The sequence below is a fragment of the Sphingomonas sp. Xoc002 genome (assembly GCF_050408055.1).
Lineage (GTDB): Bacteria > Pseudomonadota > Alphaproteobacteria > Sphingomonadales > Sphingomonadaceae > Sphingomonas > Sphingomonas yabuuchiae.
Map to the genome: position 1 here is coordinate 552,808 of NZ_CP191175.1, position 16,729 is coordinate 569,536.

17 protein-coding genes and 1 tRNA gene are annotated in these 16,729 nt (G+C 65.5%); 10 read left to right on the forward strand and 8 right to left on the reverse strand.

The window, feature by feature from the left end; translation table 11 throughout:
* Window positions 1–49: 49 nt before the first annotated feature.
* From coaD to ACQR50_RS02685, 7 genes are all read right to left on the reverse strand, one after another.
* Window positions 50–553, reverse strand: coding sequence for a pantetheine-phosphate adenylyltransferase (gene coaD, locus ACQR50_RS02655; protein ID WP_428969712.1), 504 nt, complete (start codon window positions 551–553; stop codon window positions 50–52).
* Window positions 550–1,449 (reverse strand): polyprenyl synthetase family protein, encoded by a 900-nt coding sequence (locus ACQR50_RS02660; protein ID WP_056430771.1) that lies wholly within the window; start codon window positions 1,447–1,449, stop codon window positions 550–552. The genes coaD and ACQR50_RS02660 overlap by 4 nt, the downstream gene beginning before the upstream one ends.
* Window positions 1,450–1,451: 2 nt before the next feature.
* Window positions 1,452–1,691 carry an exodeoxyribonuclease VII small subunit gene (locus ACQR50_RS02665; RefSeq protein ID WP_007406073.1) on the reverse strand — a complete coding sequence of 80 codons (240 nt, stop codon included), beginning with the start codon at window positions 1,689–1,691 and terminating at the stop codon, window positions 1,452–1,454.
* Between the two features lie 47 nt (window positions 1,692–1,738).
* The gene (locus ACQR50_RS02670) at window positions 1,739–1,918 is read right to left on the reverse strand and encodes a hypothetical protein (RefSeq protein WP_082442044.1); all 180 of its coding nucleotides are present in this window, start codon (window positions 1,916–1,918) and stop codon (window positions 1,739–1,741) included.
* Entirely contained in the window at window positions 1,915–3,696 is a 1,782-nt protein-coding gene (locus ACQR50_RS02675; RefSeq protein WP_428969713.1) for a sensor domain-containing diguanylate cyclase, read from the reverse strand. The genes ACQR50_RS02670 and ACQR50_RS02675 overlap by 4 nt, the downstream gene beginning before the upstream one ends.
* 156 nt (window positions 3,697–3,852) lie before the next feature.
* On the reverse strand, window positions 3,853–6,171 hold the full coding sequence (gene clpA, locus ACQR50_RS02680) for an ATP-dependent Clp protease ATP-binding subunit ClpA (protein WP_428969714.1): 2,319 nt from the start codon (window positions 6,169–6,171) through the stop codon (window positions 3,853–3,855).
* A gap of 188 nt (window positions 6,172–6,359) precedes the next feature.
* Window positions 6,360–6,554 (reverse strand): DUF1192 domain-containing protein, encoded by a 195-nt coding sequence (locus tag ACQR50_RS02685; RefSeq protein WP_056430762.1) that lies wholly within the window; start codon window positions 6,552–6,554, stop codon window positions 6,360–6,362.
* Window positions 6,555–6,681: 127 nt separating this feature from the next.
* Between ACQR50_RS02685 and ACQR50_RS02690 the strand changes: the two genes are divergently transcribed.
* The 4 genes from ACQR50_RS02690 to ACQR50_RS02705 all read left to right on the forward strand — a co-directional run bounded on the left by ACQR50_RS02690 (window position 6,682) and on the right by ACQR50_RS02705 (window position 9,759).
* Complete coding sequence (locus ACQR50_RS02690; RefSeq protein ID WP_428969715.1) at window positions 6,682–7,701, forward strand: NAD(P)H-quinone oxidoreductase; 1,020 nt, start codon at window positions 6,682–6,684, stop codon at window positions 7,699–7,701.
* A 94-nt stretch (window positions 7,702–7,795) separates the two neighbouring features.
* Window positions 7,796–8,500, forward strand: a complete 705-nt coding sequence (locus ACQR50_RS02695) for a hypothetical protein (RefSeq protein ID WP_428969716.1) — start codon at window positions 7,796–7,798, stop codon at window positions 8,498–8,500.
* A gap of 157 nt (window positions 8,501–8,657) precedes the next feature.
* Window positions 8,658–9,335, forward strand: coding sequence for a DUF1013 domain-containing protein (locus tag ACQR50_RS02700; protein ID WP_076717898.1), 678 nt, complete (start codon window positions 8,658–8,660; stop codon window positions 9,333–9,335).
* Window positions 9,336–9,450: 115 nt separating this feature from the next.
* Window positions 9,451–9,759 (forward strand): hypothetical protein, encoded by a 309-nt coding sequence (locus tag ACQR50_RS02705; RefSeq protein WP_428969717.1) that lies wholly within the window; start codon window positions 9,451–9,453, stop codon window positions 9,757–9,759.
* Window positions 9,760–9,965: 206 nt separating this feature from the next.
* Here ACQR50_RS02705 and ACQR50_RS02710 read toward each other — a convergent pair.
* A tRNA-Trp gene (locus ACQR50_RS02710) sits at window positions 9,966–10,041 on the reverse strand.
* 304 nt (window positions 10,042–10,345) lie between these two features.
* On the opposite strand from ACQR50_RS02710, the gene rpsL reads away from it, so the two are divergent.
* From rpsL to rplC, 6 genes are all read left to right on the forward strand, one after another.
* Window positions 10,346–10,717 carry a 30S ribosomal protein S12 gene (gene rpsL / locus ACQR50_RS02715; protein ID WP_007406072.1) on the forward strand — a complete coding sequence of 124 codons (372 nt, stop codon included), beginning with the start codon at window positions 10,346–10,348 and terminating at the stop codon, window positions 10,715–10,717.
* Window positions 10,718–10,783: 66 nt separating this feature from the next.
* Window positions 10,784–11,254: a 30S ribosomal protein S7 gene (gene rpsG / locus ACQR50_RS02720; protein WP_042491196.1), complete on the forward strand. Its 471-nt coding sequence runs from the start codon at window positions 10,784–10,786 to the stop codon at window positions 11,252–11,254.
* 147 nt (window positions 11,255–11,401) lie between these two features.
* A complete protein-coding gene (gene fusA / locus ACQR50_RS02725; protein ID WP_058746474.1) occupies window positions 11,402–13,477 on the forward strand; it encodes an elongation factor G in 2,076 nt (691 codons plus the stop codon).
* Window positions 13,478–13,609: 132 nt separating this feature from the next.
* A complete protein-coding gene (tuf, locus tag ACQR50_RS02730; RefSeq protein ID WP_056430753.1) occupies window positions 13,610–14,803 on the forward strand; it encodes an elongation factor Tu in 1,194 nt (397 codons plus the stop codon).
* 597 nt (window positions 14,804–15,400) lie between these two features.
* The gene (gene rpsJ / locus ACQR50_RS02735; protein WP_007406109.1) at window positions 15,401–15,709 is read left to right on the forward strand and encodes a 30S ribosomal protein S10; all 309 of its coding nucleotides are present in this window, start codon (window positions 15,401–15,403) and stop codon (window positions 15,707–15,709) included.
* A 284-nt stretch (window positions 15,710–15,993) separates the two neighbouring features.
* On the forward strand, window positions 15,994–16,728 hold the full coding sequence (gene rplC, locus ACQR50_RS02740) for a 50S ribosomal protein L3 (protein WP_056430750.1): 735 nt from the start codon (window positions 15,994–15,996) through the stop codon (window positions 16,726–16,728).
* Window position 16,729: the final 1 nt, after the last annotated feature.

Below are 16,729 nucleotides of genomic sequence, written 5' to 3' on the forward strand. Positions count from 1 at the left end.
CCCTCCGTCAGGGCTTCGCCCTGCCACCTCCCCGCGAGCGGGGAGGATATCAGGATCCCTTGCGGCCCAGTTTTTCGACGCGCTGCACGACGTCCTCGCATACGGCTGGGGTCACGAACTTGGCGATGTTGCCGCCGTACATGGCGATTTCCTTGACCAACCGGCTGGCGATGGGTTGCAACGCGACATCGGCCATCAGGAAGACGGTCTCGACCCGCGGATTGATCTGCTGGTTCATGCCCGCCATCTGATACTCATATTCGAAGTCGGCGACGGCGCGCAGACCCCGGACGATGACCTTCGCGCCCTCGCGCTCGGCGAAATCCATGAGCAGCGAATCGAAGGCGACGACATGAATCTCGCCCGCGACATCGGCGACCTCGCGCCGGACCATCTCCATCCGCTCGTCCAGCGTGAACATGGGCGATTTGGACGGGTTGGTGGTGACGCCGATCACCAGCCGATCGACCAGCTTCGCGCCGCGCCGGATGATATCCATATGGCCCAGCGTGACGGGATCGAAGGTGCCGGGATAGACGCCGATCCGGGTCATCGGTCGCGCTCCACCACATAGGCCGCGATGGCGCGGAGCAGATCGGCCTCGGGGCCATAGTCGCGTAGGTGCGCGATCGCCTGATCGACCAGCATCCGGCATTGTTCGCGGGCGCGCTCGACGCCTAGCAGGCTGAGGAAGGTCGCCTTGCCCGCATCCTGGTCCTTGCGCAGTTTCTTGCCCGCCGCCGCCTCGTCGCCCTCGGCGTCGAGCAGGTCGTCGGCGATCTGGAAGGCCAGCCCCAGGTCATGGGCATAGCCGCGCAGATGGGTGCGGCCCTCGGGCGGCACGCGGCCCAGGATCGCGCCCGCCTCCACCGCCGCGCAGATCAGCGCGCCGGTCTTCATTTGCTGAAGCCGGGTGACGGTGGCGAGGTCGAAGACCTGCCGCTCCGCCTCCAGGTCCATCTGCTGGCCGCCCGCCATGCCGCTGGGGCCGGAGGCGCGCGCCAGGTCGAGGATCAGCTCGGAACGGACGAAGGGGTCGGCATGAGTCGACGGATCGGCCAGAATCTCGAAGGCCAGCGCATGGAGGCAGTCGCCCGCCAGAATCGCCGTCGCCTCGTCGAACGCCTTGTGCACGGTCGGCTTGCCGCGCCGCATATCGTCGTCGTCCATCGCGGGCAGATCGTCATGGATCAGCGAATAGACGTGGATCGCCTCCAGCGCGGTCGCCACCCATCCCGCGCAATCACGGTCGACCGCGAACAGATGCGCGGTGGCGAAGACCAGCAGCGGGCGCAGCCGCTTGCCCCCGCCGATCGCGGCATGGCGCATCGCGGCATAGAGCGAGGCGCGCGGATCGCCCGGATCGGCGAGCAGCTCGGCAAAGCGGCGGTCGATATCGTCTGCGACTTCGGCCAGGGCCTCGGGCAGGGTGGTGGCGGCGAGCGTCACCCTCAACCCGCCTGAAACGGGCGGGTGCCCGCGGCCTTGCCCTCGGCGTCGAGACGGATCGCCTCGATCCGGGCCTGGGCGGCGTCGAGCCGTTCGGCGCAGCGTTGTCGCAGACGATCGCCGCGCTCATAGAGGCGGATCGATTCGTCGAGCGTCGCTTCGCCGCTTTCCAGTCGGCCGACGATCCTCTCCAATTCCTTGAGGGCGTCCTCGAACGTCAGTTCTTCGATGGGCGTATCCATGACGCCGCTATGCGTCACGCCCGGCGGGTTCGCAAGCAGCGTCGCGCTTAGCGCAGGCGGTTGACGGTCCAGGTGTAGAGAAACGATACACCGAACAGGCCCAGATCGAGCGCGGCCTGCACCCGGCGGGGCGAGCGGTCGGTGAGGTCGTGGGTGATGAGGCGGACATCGGCCGTGGGATGGCGATAGGCCAGCGCGATCAGCGCCAGCACCAGTCCAGCCATCATGATCCGCCGTTCGCGCACAGTCCCCTCCCCTTGCGCACCGTCTTACGATGCGGGCGGATCGCGGGCAATAGGCCGCTCGGCGGTGGCGCAAGGGGGATCGGGACACCCCAGCAGGCGCGGTCGCGCCCGCCGTCCTTGGCGGCGAACAGGGCCTGATCCGCCTCGCGGTACAACAGGCGCCAGTCCGATTCGTCGGCAATCGGGCCGGTGCACAGGCCGAAACTGGCGGTGACGGTCAGCCCCGAGGGATAGCTGGTGCCGCGCAGCCGGGCGAGCAGCGTCTCGGGGTCGGGCGCGCGTTCGGCATCGGCCAGCAGCGCGAACTCCTCGCCGCCGATCCGGGCGACCAGCATGTCGAGGCCCACCGCCTCGCCCAACGTCCGGGCGAAGATGCGCAGCACCTCGTCGCCGCCGTCATGGCCCAGCGTGTCGTTGATCCGCTTGAAATGATCGATATCCGCCAGGATCAGCGTCTGCGGCCCGCTGCGTCCGATCGCCTGTTCCAGGAAGGCGCGGCGATTGAACAGCCCGGTCAGCGGATCGGTATCGGCCAGGCGCCGCGCCACCCGCTCGTCGGCGCGCGCCAGATCGCGCTCGCGGCTGAGCAGATAGATGCGATAGGCGACGCCCAGGCTGGCGATCAGCGCCTCGACGCCCATCGACAACACGGTCGACTGGTCGATCCAGGGCCGCCACTCGATCAGGTGCAACGCATTGAGCACCCGGAACATCGCCAGCCCGATCGGCGTCCCCCAGGCGATGGCGAAGGCCCAGAGGAAATTGCTCCGCCGCCGCCAGGCCCGCGCCAGCACCGCGATCAGGAAGATCAGCAGCACCATGAAGCCCATCAGCACCGCCTGATCCAGCGCGATGATCCAGCGCGGGGCGAGCAGGGCGAAAGCGATGTTGGGAATGGCGATCAGGATGAAACAGATCACCGCCATGCGGTCGAGCCAGCCTGCGAACACCTTTCGTTCGAAGAAATGGCGCGAGAAGATGACCAGGGTCATCGCCACCCCGCCCAGCATGATCGCGTTCCATCGATGCCGCTCGTTATTGTCGAGCCAAGGCAGCCACTGGCCGATCAGCCCCGAGGAAGACAGGGTATAGCCGGTGATGAAGAACAGCAGCAGGCAATAGACCGGCTGGAGCGGCTGGCGGAGCGCTGGCCACAGGGCCATGTTATATACCGCCAGGCCGACCACGACGCCGATGATGACGCCATAGATCAGCCCGAGCGAGGATTCGACCGCCAGCATGTCGGCATGGATACCGATCCGGGCGCCGCGCACGACGCCGCGCATATTGGCCGCCCCATGCGCCTCCCACAGGATCCGCACGGGCCGGGTACCCTCATGGGGCAGGGGCACCGCGATCATCGGGCCGAGCAGCAGATAGGGGGCGGTCGTCGCGCTGGTGAAGGCGACGGTACGGATCTTCCCGTCGGCATACAGGATATGCAGCGCCGTCGCGTCCTGCCAGGTGCTGGCGAAGCTGACGGCCAGGCGGTCGCGAAGGTCGCCCGACAGCGGCGGCAGCGGTTGCGACAGGACCCAGAAATCGCCGACGCCATAGGCGGACTGGTCACCGGTGCAGTCGAAACCGCGCGGCTGGGTCAGTTGGGTGCGGGCATCGTCGCCGGCGTGGATCGGGCGAATACAGGTCGTCAGGCTCTGGCCGACCTGGGCCTGGGCATCCGCCAACGGCCACAGAACTGCCAGCACCGCCAGCAGCAACGCGCCTATCGTGATCGGCCAAGCGCCCTTCATGTGGTCCATCTGTATGCGAAAGGCCGAAAATAGAGTTAACGGCGGCGTAACACAGATTGCATGTATCACCGCGCCTCATGGATGAGACAGCCTAAAATGCACATGAAAAGGGCCGGGTGTCTCCACCCGGCCCTTCTTCAATCGTCACCATTTCGGTGCAGTCGATCAGCTCGCGTCGATCGCGGCAGGCTTGCCACCCTTCTTGCGCGGCTTCTTGGGCGCGGCCGGTTCGATTGCGAAGGACAATGCGCCGTCCTTCATCTTCACCGTCACTTCGCCGCCATGGACCAGCTTGCCGAACAACAGTTCCTCGGCGAGCGGCTGCTTGATCTTCTCTTGGATCAGGCGGCCCATCGGACGCGCGCCATACAAACGGTCATAGCCCTTTTCGGTGAGCCAGTTCTTTGCCGCCTCGTCCAAGCTGATATGGACGTGACGGTCGGCCAGCTGGAGTTCGAGCTGGAGGATGAACTTGTCCACCACCCGCGCCACGACTTCGGGCGGCAGGTAACCGAAGGGCACGATCGCATCCAGGCGGTTGCGGAATTCCGGCGTGAACATCTTCTGCACCGCCTGCTCGTCCTCGCCCTCGCGGGTGAGGGTGCCGAAGCCGACCGTCTCGCGCGCCATGTCGGCGGCGCCCGCATTGGTCGTCATGATCAGGATCGTGTTGCGGAAATCGACCGTCTTGCCGTGGTGATCGGTCAGCTTCCCATTGTCCATCACCTGCAACAGGATGTTGAACAGATCGGGATGCGCCTTCTCGATCTCGTCGAGCAGCAGCACCGAATGCGGGTTCTGGTCGACCGCATCGGTCAGCAGACCGCCCTGATCATAACCGACATAGCCCGGAGGGGCACCGATCAGGCGGCTGACCGAGTGACGCTCCATATATTCGGACATGTCGAACCGCTGGAGCGGAATGCCCAGGATCGTCGCCAGCTGGCGCGCAACCTCGGTCTTGCCGACGCCGGTGGGGCCGGTGAACAGATAGTTGCCGATCGGCTTGTCCGGATCGCGAAGACCCGCCCGGCTGAGCTTGATCGCCGAGGACAGGTTCTCGATCGCGGCATTCTGGCCGAACACCACGCGCTTGAGGTCGGTCTCCAGCGTCTCCAGCTGCTGGCGGTCGTCGGTCGACACGCTCTTCGGCGGAATGCGCGCCATGGTGGCGATCACGGCCTCGATCTCCTTGGGCGTGATCGTCTTCTTGCGCTTGCTGACCGGCACCAGCATCTGCATCGCGCCGACCTCGTCGATCACGTCGATCGCCTTGTCGGGCAGCTTGCGGTCGTTGATGTAGCGCGCCGACAGCTCGACCGCCGACTTGATCGCATCGGGGGTGTACTTGACCTGATGGTGATCCTCGAACGCCGAGCGGAGCCCTGCCAGGATCTTGATCGTATCCTCGATCGTCGGTTCGTTCACGTCGATCTTCTGGAACCGGCGCAGCAGGGCGCGGTCCTTTTCGAAGTGATTGCGGAACTCCTTATAGGTGGTCGAGCCGATGCAGCGGATCGTGCCGCCCGACAAGGCGGGCTTGAGCAGGTTCGACGCATCCATCGCCCCGCCGCTGGTCGCGCCCGCGCCGATGACGGTATGGATCTCGTCGATGAAGAGCACCGCGTGGGGCAGCTTCTCCAGCTCGTTGACGACCGCCTTCAGCCGCTCCTCGAAGTCGCCGCGATACCGCGTGCCCGCCAGCAGCGCGCCCATGTCGAGCGAATAGATGACCGCGTTGAGCAGCACTTCGGGCACGTCGCCCTCGACGATCTTGCGCGCAAGGCCCTCGGCGATGGCGGTCTTGCCGACGCCGGGATCGCCCACATAGAGCGGATTGTTCTTCGACCGGCGGCACAGGATCTGGACGGTGCGGTCCACTTCGGGCCCGCGCCCGATCAGCGGATCGACCTTGCCGATCTTGGCCTTTTCGTTGAGGTCAACGGTGAACTGCTTGAGCGCGCTCTCCGCCTTGCCCTTCTCAGGCGCTTTGGCGGGCTTTTCCTCCTCGACGCCCTTGGGCGGGGTGGATTCGCTCGTCGCGCCGCCCTTGCCGACGCCGTGGCTGATGAAGCTGACGGCATCCAGGCGGCTCATGTCCTGCTGCTGCAAGAAATAGACGGCATAGGATTCACGCTCGGAGAACAGCGCGACCAGCACGTTCGCGCCGGTCACTTCGTCGCGGCCCGAGGACTGGACGTGCAGGATCGCGCGCTGGACCACGCGCTGGAACCCGCTGGTGGGGGAGGGGTCGGTCGCCGCCTCGACCTTCAGCGCGTCGAGTTCGGTGTCGAGATACTGGGCGACCGTCGCCTTCAGCTCGCCCGTGTCGACATGGCAGGCTTCCATCACCTTGGAAGCATGGTCGTCGTCGATCAGCGCGAGGAGGAGGTGCTCCAGCGTGGCATATTCGTGGCGCCGCACGGTCGCGGCTTCCAGCGCCTTGTGAAGCGTGGTCTCGAGCGCGGGGGCGAAAGATGGCATCTACGATACTCCTTCCGAAGCGTCACGGACTGACGCCTCGTTTCGACCAATGTCGGGACGGGGAGGCCCGGCATCAAGCGGGTGTAACGCGCGGCCGCTGAACAAAGCGTATCGCGCGAAACAAAAAACATTGTGCGAAGAAGAGGGGACCGCCTCGGTGCGTGTGCGCCGGGTGAGGCCCATCCGCGTCACCGCTTGAAGAGCGCGTCGGCGCTGGCGCGGTGGAGCGTGGCGCGCTCCATGTGGCGGCGGGTCCGCGCGATCTCCTGCTCCAGCACCGCGATCCGCGTCTCCAGCTCGGCGAGCGACAGCGGATCGAGATCGGTCTGGACCAGCGCGGCCAGGGCGTCGGGAAGGCGGATCGGAGAATCGTCCTGTTCCATAATGGGATGCAGCGTTGACCCGGTCGCCGCCGATGTCAATAACGGTGGGACGAGAGCCGATGATGGGGGATGGCAGCCGGTGCACGCATTTGGCGAGGGAATGGGGATCGGCGATATCCCGAAGACGATGACCGCCATCGACCCCGAAGAGGCGGGCGGTCCCGAGGTGCTGGTGCCTGTCCGGCGCCCGACGCCCCATCCGGGCGAGGGCGAGGTGCTGATCCGCGTCGCCGCCGCCGGGGTGAACCGGCCCGACGTCATGCAGCGCCAGGGTCTCTACCCGCCGCCGCCGGGCGCGCCCTCGATCCCGGGACTGGAGATCGCGGGCCAGGTCGTCGCGGTCGGTGAGGGCGTCGGGCCCGAGATGCTCGGCCAGCCGGTCTGCGCGCTGATCGGCGGCGGCGGCTATGCCGAATATGCGGTGGCGGTCGCCGACCATTGCCTGACGGTCCCGCATGGCCTGTCGATGGTCCAGGCCGCCGCGCTGCCCGAGACGCTGTTCACCGTGTGGACCAACGTCTTCGAGCGCGCCTATGCCGACCAGGGCGACACGCTGCTGGTGCATGGCGGGACCAGCGGCATCGGCACCATGGCGATCCGGCTGGGTCGCCTCTTCGGGCTGACCGTGATCGTCACGGCGGGCTCGGACGAGAAATGCGCGGCGGCCGAGAAGCTCGGCGCGGCCAAGGCGATCAACTACAAGGCGGTCGATTTTGTCGAGGCGGTGAAGGACTTCACCGAGGGGCGCGGCGTCGACATCGTGCTCGACATGGTCGGCGGCGATTATGTGCCGCGCAACCTGAAATGCCTGGCCGAGGATGGCCGCCACGTCTCGATCGCGGTGCAGCGCGGCGCCAAGGCGGAAATCCCGATCTGGGAGATCATGCGCCGCCGCCTGATCCTGACCGGCTCGACGCTGCGCGGGCGCAACCGGGATTTCAAGGCGATGGTCGCCGACGAATTGTCGCGGCTGGTCTGGCCGCATGTCGAGGAGGGGCGGTTGCGCCCGGTCATCGATCGCAGCTTCCCGCTGGCCGAAGCTGCCGAGGCGCATCGCCGGATGGAGGCGGGCGACCATCTGGGCAAGATCGTACTGACGATGGACGGGGCGGCGGACGGGGCGGCGGACGGGGCCGCAGCCGACTGACCAGGACGCCGGTCTTGATCCCGCTGCAAAAGATTGCAACGGATCGAACGACCGGATCGGCCGTCTCCCCGTGCCGAGTCCATGGGGGATGGCGATGGTGCAGCATGGTGGCCGGATCGGGCTGGTTTGCATGGGTCTGGCGGCCGGATTGGCGATGGCGGCTCCGGCCCGGGCGCAATCGGCGCGCGAGCTGCTGACCCAGGCGTCGTTCGGCGATTCCGACGAGGCGAGCGCGCTGCGCCGCGTTTCGAGTGCTTATACGGTGGCGGCCAACGCCCTGAAGCGGACGCCCGACGATCACGAGTCCCTGCTGATGCGCGCCACCGCGCTCGGCTACCGCGCCAAGCTGACCGGCAATCGCAGCGACGCGATCGCTGCCCGCCGCCAGTTCGAGGCGCTGGTGGCGCAGAATCCGCGCGATGCCGAGGCGCAACTGGCGCTGGGTGCCTGGCATATCGGCGCGGTCAAGAAACTGGGGGCGATCGTCGGCCGCGCGGCGCTGGGCGCGCAGCGAAGCGTCGGCTTTGCCTCGCTCGACCGGGCGATCGCACTGGGCGGTGACCGGGCATTGTTTCCGGGGCTGTCGGCGCTTTTGCGGCTGGAGCTGGACCCCCGCGATCCGCGCGGCCGGGCCCTGGCGGAGGCGGCGGTGCGCGCCGGGACGGTGACGCCGATCGACCGCATCCTGCAACGCGCCTGTGTCGCCGTCCTGGCCTCGCTGCGCGCCGGGGACGGGCCGAAGACGCGCGCGCTCGCCTCGCAATCGCTGCCTTTCGGGCGATTCGACGATGACAACTGACCGGCTGGACGCGGGCGTCGCCAACGTCTATCGCGCCACGTCCCGGCAGTTTGTGGCAGCGCACCTTGCTCTCGGGGACGGCTTTCATTAGATTTGTCGCAGCTACGGCCGCTCCGGTGAGGGGCGGCCCTTTTATTTTCCGACTGGAGTGATCCCCGTGGCCCAGCCGCTCATGCCCCATGCGACCGCTTCCTGGCTGGTCGACAACACGTCGCTCTCGTTCGAGCAGATCGCGGATTTCTGCGGCCTCCACATCCTGGAAGTCCAGGCGATCGCCGACGACACGGCGGCGACCAAGCTGACCGGCCGTGACCCTGTGCGTGCGCACGAGCTGACCCAGAGCGAGATCGAGAAGGCGCAGGCCAACCCCGATTACCGCATGAAGATGACCAAGGGCCCCGAGCAGGTCCGTCGCACCAAGGGCCCGCGCTACACGCCGGTCAGCAAGCGGCAGGACAAGCCGGACGGCATCGCCTGGATCATCCGCAACCATCCCGAAATCTCGGACGGCGCGATCTCGAACCTGATCGGCACGACGCGCACGACGATCGCCGCGATCCGGGACCGCAGCCACTGGAATATCGCCAACATCACCCCGAAGGACCCGGTGACCCTGGGCCTGACCACCCAGCGCGAGCTGGACTCGGCGGTGGCCAAGGCGGCCAAGGCGACCGGCGGCAATGCCGAGGCGCAGCCGACCGACACCCGCCTGGAAGGCGACCGCGAAGCCCTGCTCGCCTCGCTGCGCGCCGAGCGCGAGCAGCAGAGCCGCGACGTCGACTCGGTCGGCCATCATGACGACGTGATCGACCCGCACTCGCTGTTCCGCAGCTGAGCGCAGGCGACAGCCTGACGAAAAGGGGCGTCCACCTTGGCGGTGGACGCCCCTTTTGCATTTGGGGGAACGGCGTCTCCCCAGCCCCGTTGAACGGGGCCAAAGGAGACCATGCATGTCCGAGCAGGAAAAGCCCTTCGACCATGATCGCGGCCATAGCGGCCAAGCCTATCACCGCGACGATGAGCAGGCGATGGGGCGTGCCGAACCGTCGGGCAGCGTGACGACCACCCCGCCCGCACCGGGGGACGGCAACGCGGATACGTCGCTGCCGGACGACAATGGCAAGCGGGCCACCGTCGATCCGAAGACGGGCGAGGTGCATGGCACCGGGGCAGGGGCCGGTGGCGGCAACCGCGGTGACGAAATCGACGAAGTGGACCCCGCGACTCCGCCGGGCGTAGGGCCGCGCCCGGTGAACTGATCCCTATTCCTCCCCTCGCAGGGGAGGTGGCAGGCCGAAGGCCTGACGGAGGGGTGTCGCCGCTTGATAGGTCATGCTGTCATCGCAGCCGGTTACACCCCTCCACCAGCTTCGCTGGTTCCCCTCCCCTTGCAGGGGAGGAAGGGGCGCACGCAGAAGAAGTCACCGCAAACGCGGTGTCACACATCCAACAATGTCATGAAAAGTGGCAGGAGTGCACGGACTCGAACCGTGGGCCCTCGGTTTTGGAGACCGATGCTCTACCAACTGAGCTACACTCCTGCGAGGCGGCCGCCATTAGCCCGGCTCAGCCGCCGGGGCAATAGCCTGTTTCACAATTTTCGTGATCGGCGTCGCTGAAGCCAGGCAGCCTCTCCCGCGCCGACATTGACCATCGGCCGACTCCCGCGTATAGGCCGCCGCTGCACGAAGGGGATTTCTCGGGATTCGGGACTTATCCGTCGGGCAAGCTTGAACATTGCTGGATGCGAATAGGGCCGGGCGAAAGCCACGATGGCCCCTTTTTGTATTCCGAAGTGCTGTGATGGCTCCAGCAAAGTAACCTCATGGAAAGGTGAAGGCTTCAATGCCGACGATCAACCAGCTGGTCCGCAAGGGCCGCGAACTGCAGAAGGCCAAGTCCAAGGTCCCTGCAATGGAGCAGAACCCGCAGAAGCGCGGCGTTTGCACCCGTGTCTACACGACGACCCCGAAGAAGCCGAACTCGGCGCTTCGCAAGGTGGCCAAGGTCCGTCTGACCAACAGCCGCGAAGTCATTTCGTACATCCCGGGCGAAGGCCACAACCTGCAGGAGCACTCGGTCGTGCTCATCCGCGGCGGCCGTGTGCGCGACCTTCCCGGCGTGCGTTACCACGTGCTGCGCGGCGTTCTCGACACGCAGGGCGTGAAGGATCGCAAGCAGTCCCGCTCGAAGTACGGCGCGAAGCGTCCGAAGTAAGCCGGTCGGGCCTCAGCCGAGGCTCCTCGACCATCAAAGGCTGAAGTTTTGTAAGGAAATACGAGAATGGCTCGTCGTCGTCGTCCCGAAAAGCGGGAAATTCTGCCGGACCCCAAGTTCGGAGATGAGGTCCTGTCGAAGTTCATGAATTCGGTCATGCTGGACGGTAAGAAGTCCGTGGCCGAAGCCATCGTTTACGGTGCTCTGGAAACCGTCGAGACGCGCGCCAAGCGCGATCCGATCGGCGTCTTCCACGATGCGCTGAACAACATCAAGCCGGGCATCGAAGTCCGTTCGCGCCGCGTCGGCGGTGCGACCTACCAGGTTCCGGTCGAAGTCCGTCCGGAGCGTGCCCAGGCTCTGGCCATCCGTTGGCTGATCGGCGCGTCGCGCGCCCGTTCGGAGAACACGATGGCCGCCCGTCTGTCGGGTGAGCTGATGGACGCCGCGAACAACCGCGGCAACGCGGTCAAGAAGCGCGAAGATACGCACCGCATGGCGGAAGCGAATCGCGCCTTCTCGCACTACCGCTGGTAAGGGTCTTGCGGCGGACCGGATTTATTTCCGGTCTGCCGCAACCTTTTCAGGGTGCGGTGCCGGCGGTCTTCCGCTGGTCACGCAAACAGCCTATATAAGGGGGAGCCGGGCCAACCGGCTCCCCCCTACGCTTGAGGAAGATCGATCATGGCCCGCAGCCATCCGCTCGAGAAGTATCGCAACATCGGCATCATGGCGCACATCGATGCCGGCAAGACGACCACGACCGAGCGCATTCTTTATTACACCGGCAAGTCCTACAAGATCGGCGAAGTGCACGAAGGCACCGCCACCATGGACTGGATGGAGCAGGAGCAGGAGCGCGGCATCACGATCACGTCGGCCGCGACGACCTGTTTCTGGAACGACAACCGCATCAACATCATCGACACCCCCGGGCACGTCGACTTCACCATCGAAGTGGAGCGTTCGCTCCGCGTGCTCGACGGCGCGGTCGCCTGCTTCGACGGCGTGGCGGGTGTTGAGCCGCAGTCGGAAACCGTGTGGCGTCAGGCCGACAAGTACGGCGTGCCGCGCATGTGCTTCGTCAACAAGCTCGACCGCACCGGCGCCGACTTCTACTTCTGCGTGAACTCGATCATCGAGCGTCTCGGCGCGCGTCCGGCGGTCCTGTATCTGCCGATCGGCATCGAGGGCGGCTTCAAGGGTCTTGTCGACCTGGTCGAGAACCGCGCGATCATCTGGCTCGAAGAGTCGCTGGGCGCGAAGTTCGAATATCAGGACATTCCTGAGGAGCTGGCCGAGAAGGCCGCGAAGTATCGCAGCGACCTGATCGAAATGGCCGTCGAGCAGGACGACGCCGCGATGGAAGCGTATCTGGAAGGCAATGAGCCGACCGTCGCCGAACTCAAGGCGCTGATCCGCAAGGGCACGCTGGAAATGGCGTTCGTCCCCGTTGTCTGCGGTTCGGCCTTCAAGAACAAGGGCGTGCAGCCCCTGCTCGACGCGGTCATCGACTATCTGCCGTCGCCGCTCGACGTTCCGGCCATCAAGGGCGTGAAGCTCGACGGCGAAACGCCGGACGAGCGTCCTTCGTCGGACACCGAGCCCTTCTCGGCGCTGGCGTTCAAGATCATGAACGACCCGTTCGTCGGTTCGCTGACCTTCGCCCGCATCTATTCGGGCAAGCTCGAGACCTCGTCGCAGGTCCTGAACTCGGTCAAGGACAAGAAGGAAAAGATCGGCCGCATGCTGCTTATGCATGCGAACAGCCGTGAGGACATCCAGGAAGCCTATGCCGGCGACATCGTCGCGCTGGCGGGCCTCAAGGATACCACGACCGGTGACACGCTCTGCGCGCAGAACGCCCCGATCATCCTGGAGCGCATGGAATTCCCCGAGCCCGTGATCGAGCTGTCGGTGGAGCCGAAGACCAAGGCCGACCAGGAGAAGATGGGCGTCGCGCTCAATCGTCTCGCTCGCGAGGACCCCTCGTTCCGCGTGACCTCGGACGCCGAGTCGGGCCAGACCATCATCAAGGGCATGGGCGAGCTCCATCTCGAGATCCTGGTCGACCGCATGAAGCGCGAGTTCAAGGTCGAGGCGAACGTCGGTGCGCCGCAGGTGGCGTATCGCGAATACCTCAAGAAGCCGGTCGACATCGACTACACGCACAAGAAGCAGTCGGGCGGCACCGGCCAGTTCGGCCGCGTCAAGGTCAAGCTGACCCCGGGCGAGCGTGGTTCGGGCTTCGTCTTCAAGGACGAGATCAAGGGCGGTAACATTCCGAAGGAATATATCCCCGCGATCGAGAAGGGCTTCCGTGAGACCGCGGAAACCGGTTCGCTGGTCGGCTTCCCGATCATCGACTTCGAAGTCCTGCTGTATGACGGCGCGTACCACGACGTCGACTCGTCGGCGCTGGCGTTCGAAATCTGTGCCCGCGGCGCGATGCGCGAAGCGGCCCAGAAGTCGGGCATCACGCTGCTCGAGCCGGTCATGAAGGTCGAAGTCGTGACCCCGGAAGATTATCTGGGCGACGTCATCGGCGACATGAACAGCCGTCGTGGCCAGATCCAGGGCACCGACACGCGCGGCAACGCGCAGACGGTCGAGGCGATGGTCCCGCTGGCGAACATGTTCGGATATGTGAACGCGCTCCGCTCGTTCACCCAGGGCCGTGCGCAGTACTCGATGCAGTTCTCGCACTATGACGAAGTGCCGCAGAACGTTGCGGACGAGGTCAAGGCGAAGATGGCCTAAGCGTTTCCCGCGCCCCCGGGCAACCGGGGGTGCGGACACGCTAGGGGCTGGCAATCGCTTCAAACACCCGCTATGGGGCCGCGTTCGCGTGGCCTCGGATGCGGCACCGAATTCGATTCAGAAGGTAGGAAAATGGCAAAGGCAAAATTCGAGCGGAACAAGCCGCACCTCAACATCGGCACCATCGGCCACGTCGACCATGGCAAGACCTCGCTGACCGCAGCGATCACCAAGGTTCTGGCTGACAACGTCGCCGGCAACGCGGCGGTGGACTTCGCGAACATCGACAAGGCGCCGGAAGAGCGTGAGCGCGGCATCACCATCTCGACCGCGCACGTCGAGTATGAGACCGAAGCGCGCCACTATGCGCACGTCGACTGCCCGGGCCACGCCGACTATGTGAAGAACATGATCACCGGCGCGGCGCAGATGGACGGCGCGATCCTCGTCGTGTCGTCGACCGACGGCCCGATGCCGCAGACCCGCGAGCACATCCTGCTCGCCCGCCAGGTCGGCGTGCCCGCAATGGTCGTGTTCATGAACAAGGTCGACCTGGTCGACGACGAGGAAATCCTCGAGCTGGTCGAGCTGGAAATCCGCGAGCTGCTCAGCTCGTACGAATTCCCGGGCGACGACATCCCCGTCGTCAAGGGTTCGGCGACCTGCGCGCTGTCGGGTTCGAACGACAAGTTCGGCAAGGATGCCGTTCTCGAGCTGATGAAGCAGGTCGACGAATACATCCCGCAGCCCGAGCGTCCGCTCGACAAGCCGTTCATGATGCCGATCGAAGACGTGTTCTCGATCTCGGGTCGCGGCACCGTCGTCACCGGCCGCGTCGAGACCGGCATCGTCAAGGTTGGTGAAGAAGTCGAGATCGTCGGCATCAACAACACCCGCAAGACGACCGTCACCGGCGTTGAAATGTTCCGCAAGCTGCTCGACTCGGGCCAGGCCGGCGACAACATCGGCGCGCTGATCCGTGGCGTGGCGCGTGACGAAGTCGAGCGTGGTCAGGTTCTGGCCAAGCCGGGTTCGATCACCCCGCACACCGACTTCCAGTCGGAAGTGTACGTCCTGTCGAAGGAAGAAGGCGGCCGTCACACCCCGTTCTTCGCGAACTATCGTCCGCAGTTCTACTTCCGCACGACCGACGTCACCGGCACCGTCGAGCTGCCTGAGGGCACCGAGATGGTCATGCCGGGCGACAACGTCGCTCTGGGCGTGAAGCTGATCGCTCCGATCGCCATGGACATCGGTCAGCGCTTCACGATCCGTGAAGGCGGCCGTACCGTCGGCGCGGGCGTCGTCAGCTCGATCGACAAGTAAGTCTCGGGCGAAAGCCTGAAACTTCTTAGGAAAGGGCCGGCCCCGGCGACGGGGTCGGCCTTTTTCGTTTGTAGGTGGAAGATAACGATAACACCCTCACCCTTCCCACCCGCCTACGGCGGGCGGGCCCCTTCCCTCTCCCAGCGGGAGAGGGGGGAGGCGCGTCAGCGCCGGAAGGGTGAGGGTGTTCCGATTGGCCCCTCCGTTCAACTGAGCGAAATCGAAGTGCACGTCAGGCGGGCCGGTCAAAGCATGACCTTCGACGTCGCTCAGGCCAAATTGAGCGGGAGATTTGCGGCGTTTGTCGCCGGTTCCATCCCCTCCAACAAAAACCGGCATCCGCCCCTTGCGGCCCCCGGCCCATATGCGTATAGGCACACGCCTTGAGGGAATCGGCTGGCACCGGAAACACCGGAGTCGGCCTTTTGCTTTTAGTGAGGGCAGGGTGGTTCGCCGCTCCTGTCGTAACCCAGAGTTTGTTTCGGCCCAGGGTCGCCTTCACGGCGGATGGGCAAGTGCTTGGTCGGATAGCCGATCGCACTTGTCCTTCATCGTGACCGCGAGCCGAAAGCCCGCTCTTTCGCATCGGTAGGGATCATGGACAGCAATATCCGCATTCGTCTGAAGGCGTTCGACCATCGCGTGCTCGATCAGGCCACTGGCGACATCGCCGACACCGCGCGCCGCACCGGCGCCCTCATCCGCGGTCCGATCCCGCTTCCGACGCGCATCGAGAAGTTCACGGTCAACCGTGGTCCGCACATCGACAAGAAGTCGCGCGAGCAGTTCGAGGTCCGCACCTACAAGCGGATGCTGGACATCGTGCAGCCGACCCCGCAGACCGTCGATGCGCTGATGAAGCTCGACCTCGCGGCAGGTGTTGATGTCGAGATCAAGCTGGCGTAAGAGGGCCAGCGTTCCCGTGGTCGACGATTCCGTCCCACGGGATTTTGGCGTTTCCCGGTTCTGAAGCTACCAGGAAACGCGCCGAGGTCGCTCCCGCGATCCGGCACTCTTTAGGGATACCGCCCGGTGGTTTCGCGGAAGCGAGATGGTGCCGGGGCAGCGTCCCCCGTCTGACCGGCTTGCCGGTCGCCAGCCCGGGACGGGGGCTCGTTTCGCTTTAATCGGGCTGGATATGCCCCCCTTGAATGGTTCTTGGGGGCCTCTGTCGAGGAAGGAACAGGATCATGCGTACCGGCGTGATCGCGAAGAAGCTGGGGATGACCCGCCTGTTCCAGGACGATGGTCGGCACGTGCCGGTCACCGTCCTGGCGCTTGAAGGCGTACAGGTCGTCGCTCGCCGCGAGATGGATCGTGACGGCTACACCGCCGTCCAGCTTGGTGCAGGTGTCGCCAAGACCAAGAATGTTGCCAAGCCGCAGCGTGGCCACTTCGGCAAGGCCGAAGTCGAGCCCAAGCAGGTGCTGGTCGAGTTCCGCGTGAACGAAGACGGCCTGCTGGACGTCGGCGCGGAAATCTCCGCCGACCATTTCGTCCCCGGCCAGTATGTCGATATCCAGGGTCGTACCCAGGGTAAGGGCTTTGCCGGTGCGATGAAGCGCTGGAACTTCGGTGGTCTGCGCGCGACCCACGGCGTCTCGGTCTCGCACCGTTCGCATGGTTCGACCGGTAACCGTCAGGATCCGGGCCGCGTCTTCAAGAACAAGAAGATGGCCGGCCACATGGGCGACAAGAACCGCACGCAGCAGAACCTCGAAATCGTGTCGACCGACGTCGAGCGCGGCCTGATCTTCGTCAAGGGCTCGGTGCCCGGCTCGAAGGGTGGCTGGCTGATCGTCAAGGACGCGGTCAAGGTTTCGCGCCACGCGGACGCCCCGTTCCCCGCCAGCATCAAGGCGGCCGCCAACAACAATGCTTCTGCCGAGCCTGCTCCGGAAGCCACCGAGAGCCAGGAGGGCTAAG

Bases quoted from the DNA above. Each gene is read 5' to 3' on its own strand.
- coaD (WP_428969712.1), bottom strand. From the start codon at position 553: ATGACCCGGATCGGCGTCTATCCCGGCACCTTCGATCCCGTCACGCTG.
- ACQR50_RS02665 (WP_007406073.1), bottom strand. From the start codon at position 1,691: ATGGATACGCCCATCGAAGAACTGACGTTCGAGGACGCCCTCAAGGAA.
- ACQR50_RS02670 (WP_082442044.1), bottom strand. From the start codon at position 1,918: ATGATGGCTGGACTGGTGCTGGCGCTGATCGCGCTGGCCTATCGCCAT.
- ACQR50_RS02675 (WP_428969713.1), bottom strand. From the start codon at position 3,696: ATGGACCACATGAAGGGCGCTTGGCCGATCACGATAGGCGCGTTGCTG.
- clpA (WP_428969714.1), bottom strand. From the start codon at position 6,171: ATGCCATCTTTCGCCCCCGCGCTCGAGACCACGCTTCACAAGGCGCTG.
- ACQR50_RS02685 (WP_056430762.1), bottom strand. From the start codon at position 6,554: ATGGAACAGGACGATTCTCCGATCCGCCTTCCCGACGCCCTGGCCGCG.
- ACQR50_RS02690 (WP_428969715.1), top strand. From the start codon at position 6,682: ATGACCGCCATCGACCCCGAAGAGGCGGGCGGTCCCGAGGTGCTGGTG.
- ACQR50_RS02695 (WP_428969716.1), top strand. From the start codon at position 7,796: ATGGTGCAGCATGGTGGCCGGATCGGGCTGGTTTGCATGGGTCTGGCG.
- ACQR50_RS02705 (WP_428969717.1), top strand. From the start codon at position 9,451: ATGTCCGAGCAGGAAAAGCCCTTCGACCATGATCGCGGCCATAGCGGC.
- rpsL (WP_007406072.1), top strand. From the start codon at position 10,346: ATGCCGACGATCAACCAGCTGGTCCGCAAGGGCCGCGAACTGCAGAAG.
- rpsG (WP_042491196.1), top strand. From the start codon at position 10,784: ATGGCTCGTCGTCGTCGTCCCGAAAAGCGGGAAATTCTGCCGGACCCC.
- fusA (WP_058746474.1), top strand. From the start codon at position 11,402: ATGGCCCGCAGCCATCCGCTCGAGAAGTATCGCAACATCGGCATCATG.
- tuf (WP_056430753.1), top strand. From the start codon at position 13,610: ATGGCAAAGGCAAAATTCGAGCGGAACAAGCCGCACCTCAACATCGGC.
- rpsJ (WP_007406109.1), top strand. From the start codon at position 15,401: ATGGACAGCAATATCCGCATTCGTCTGAAGGCGTTCGACCATCGCGTG.
- rplC (WP_056430750.1), top strand. From the start codon at position 15,994: ATGCGTACCGGCGTGATCGCGAAGAAGCTGGGGATGACCCGCCTGTTC.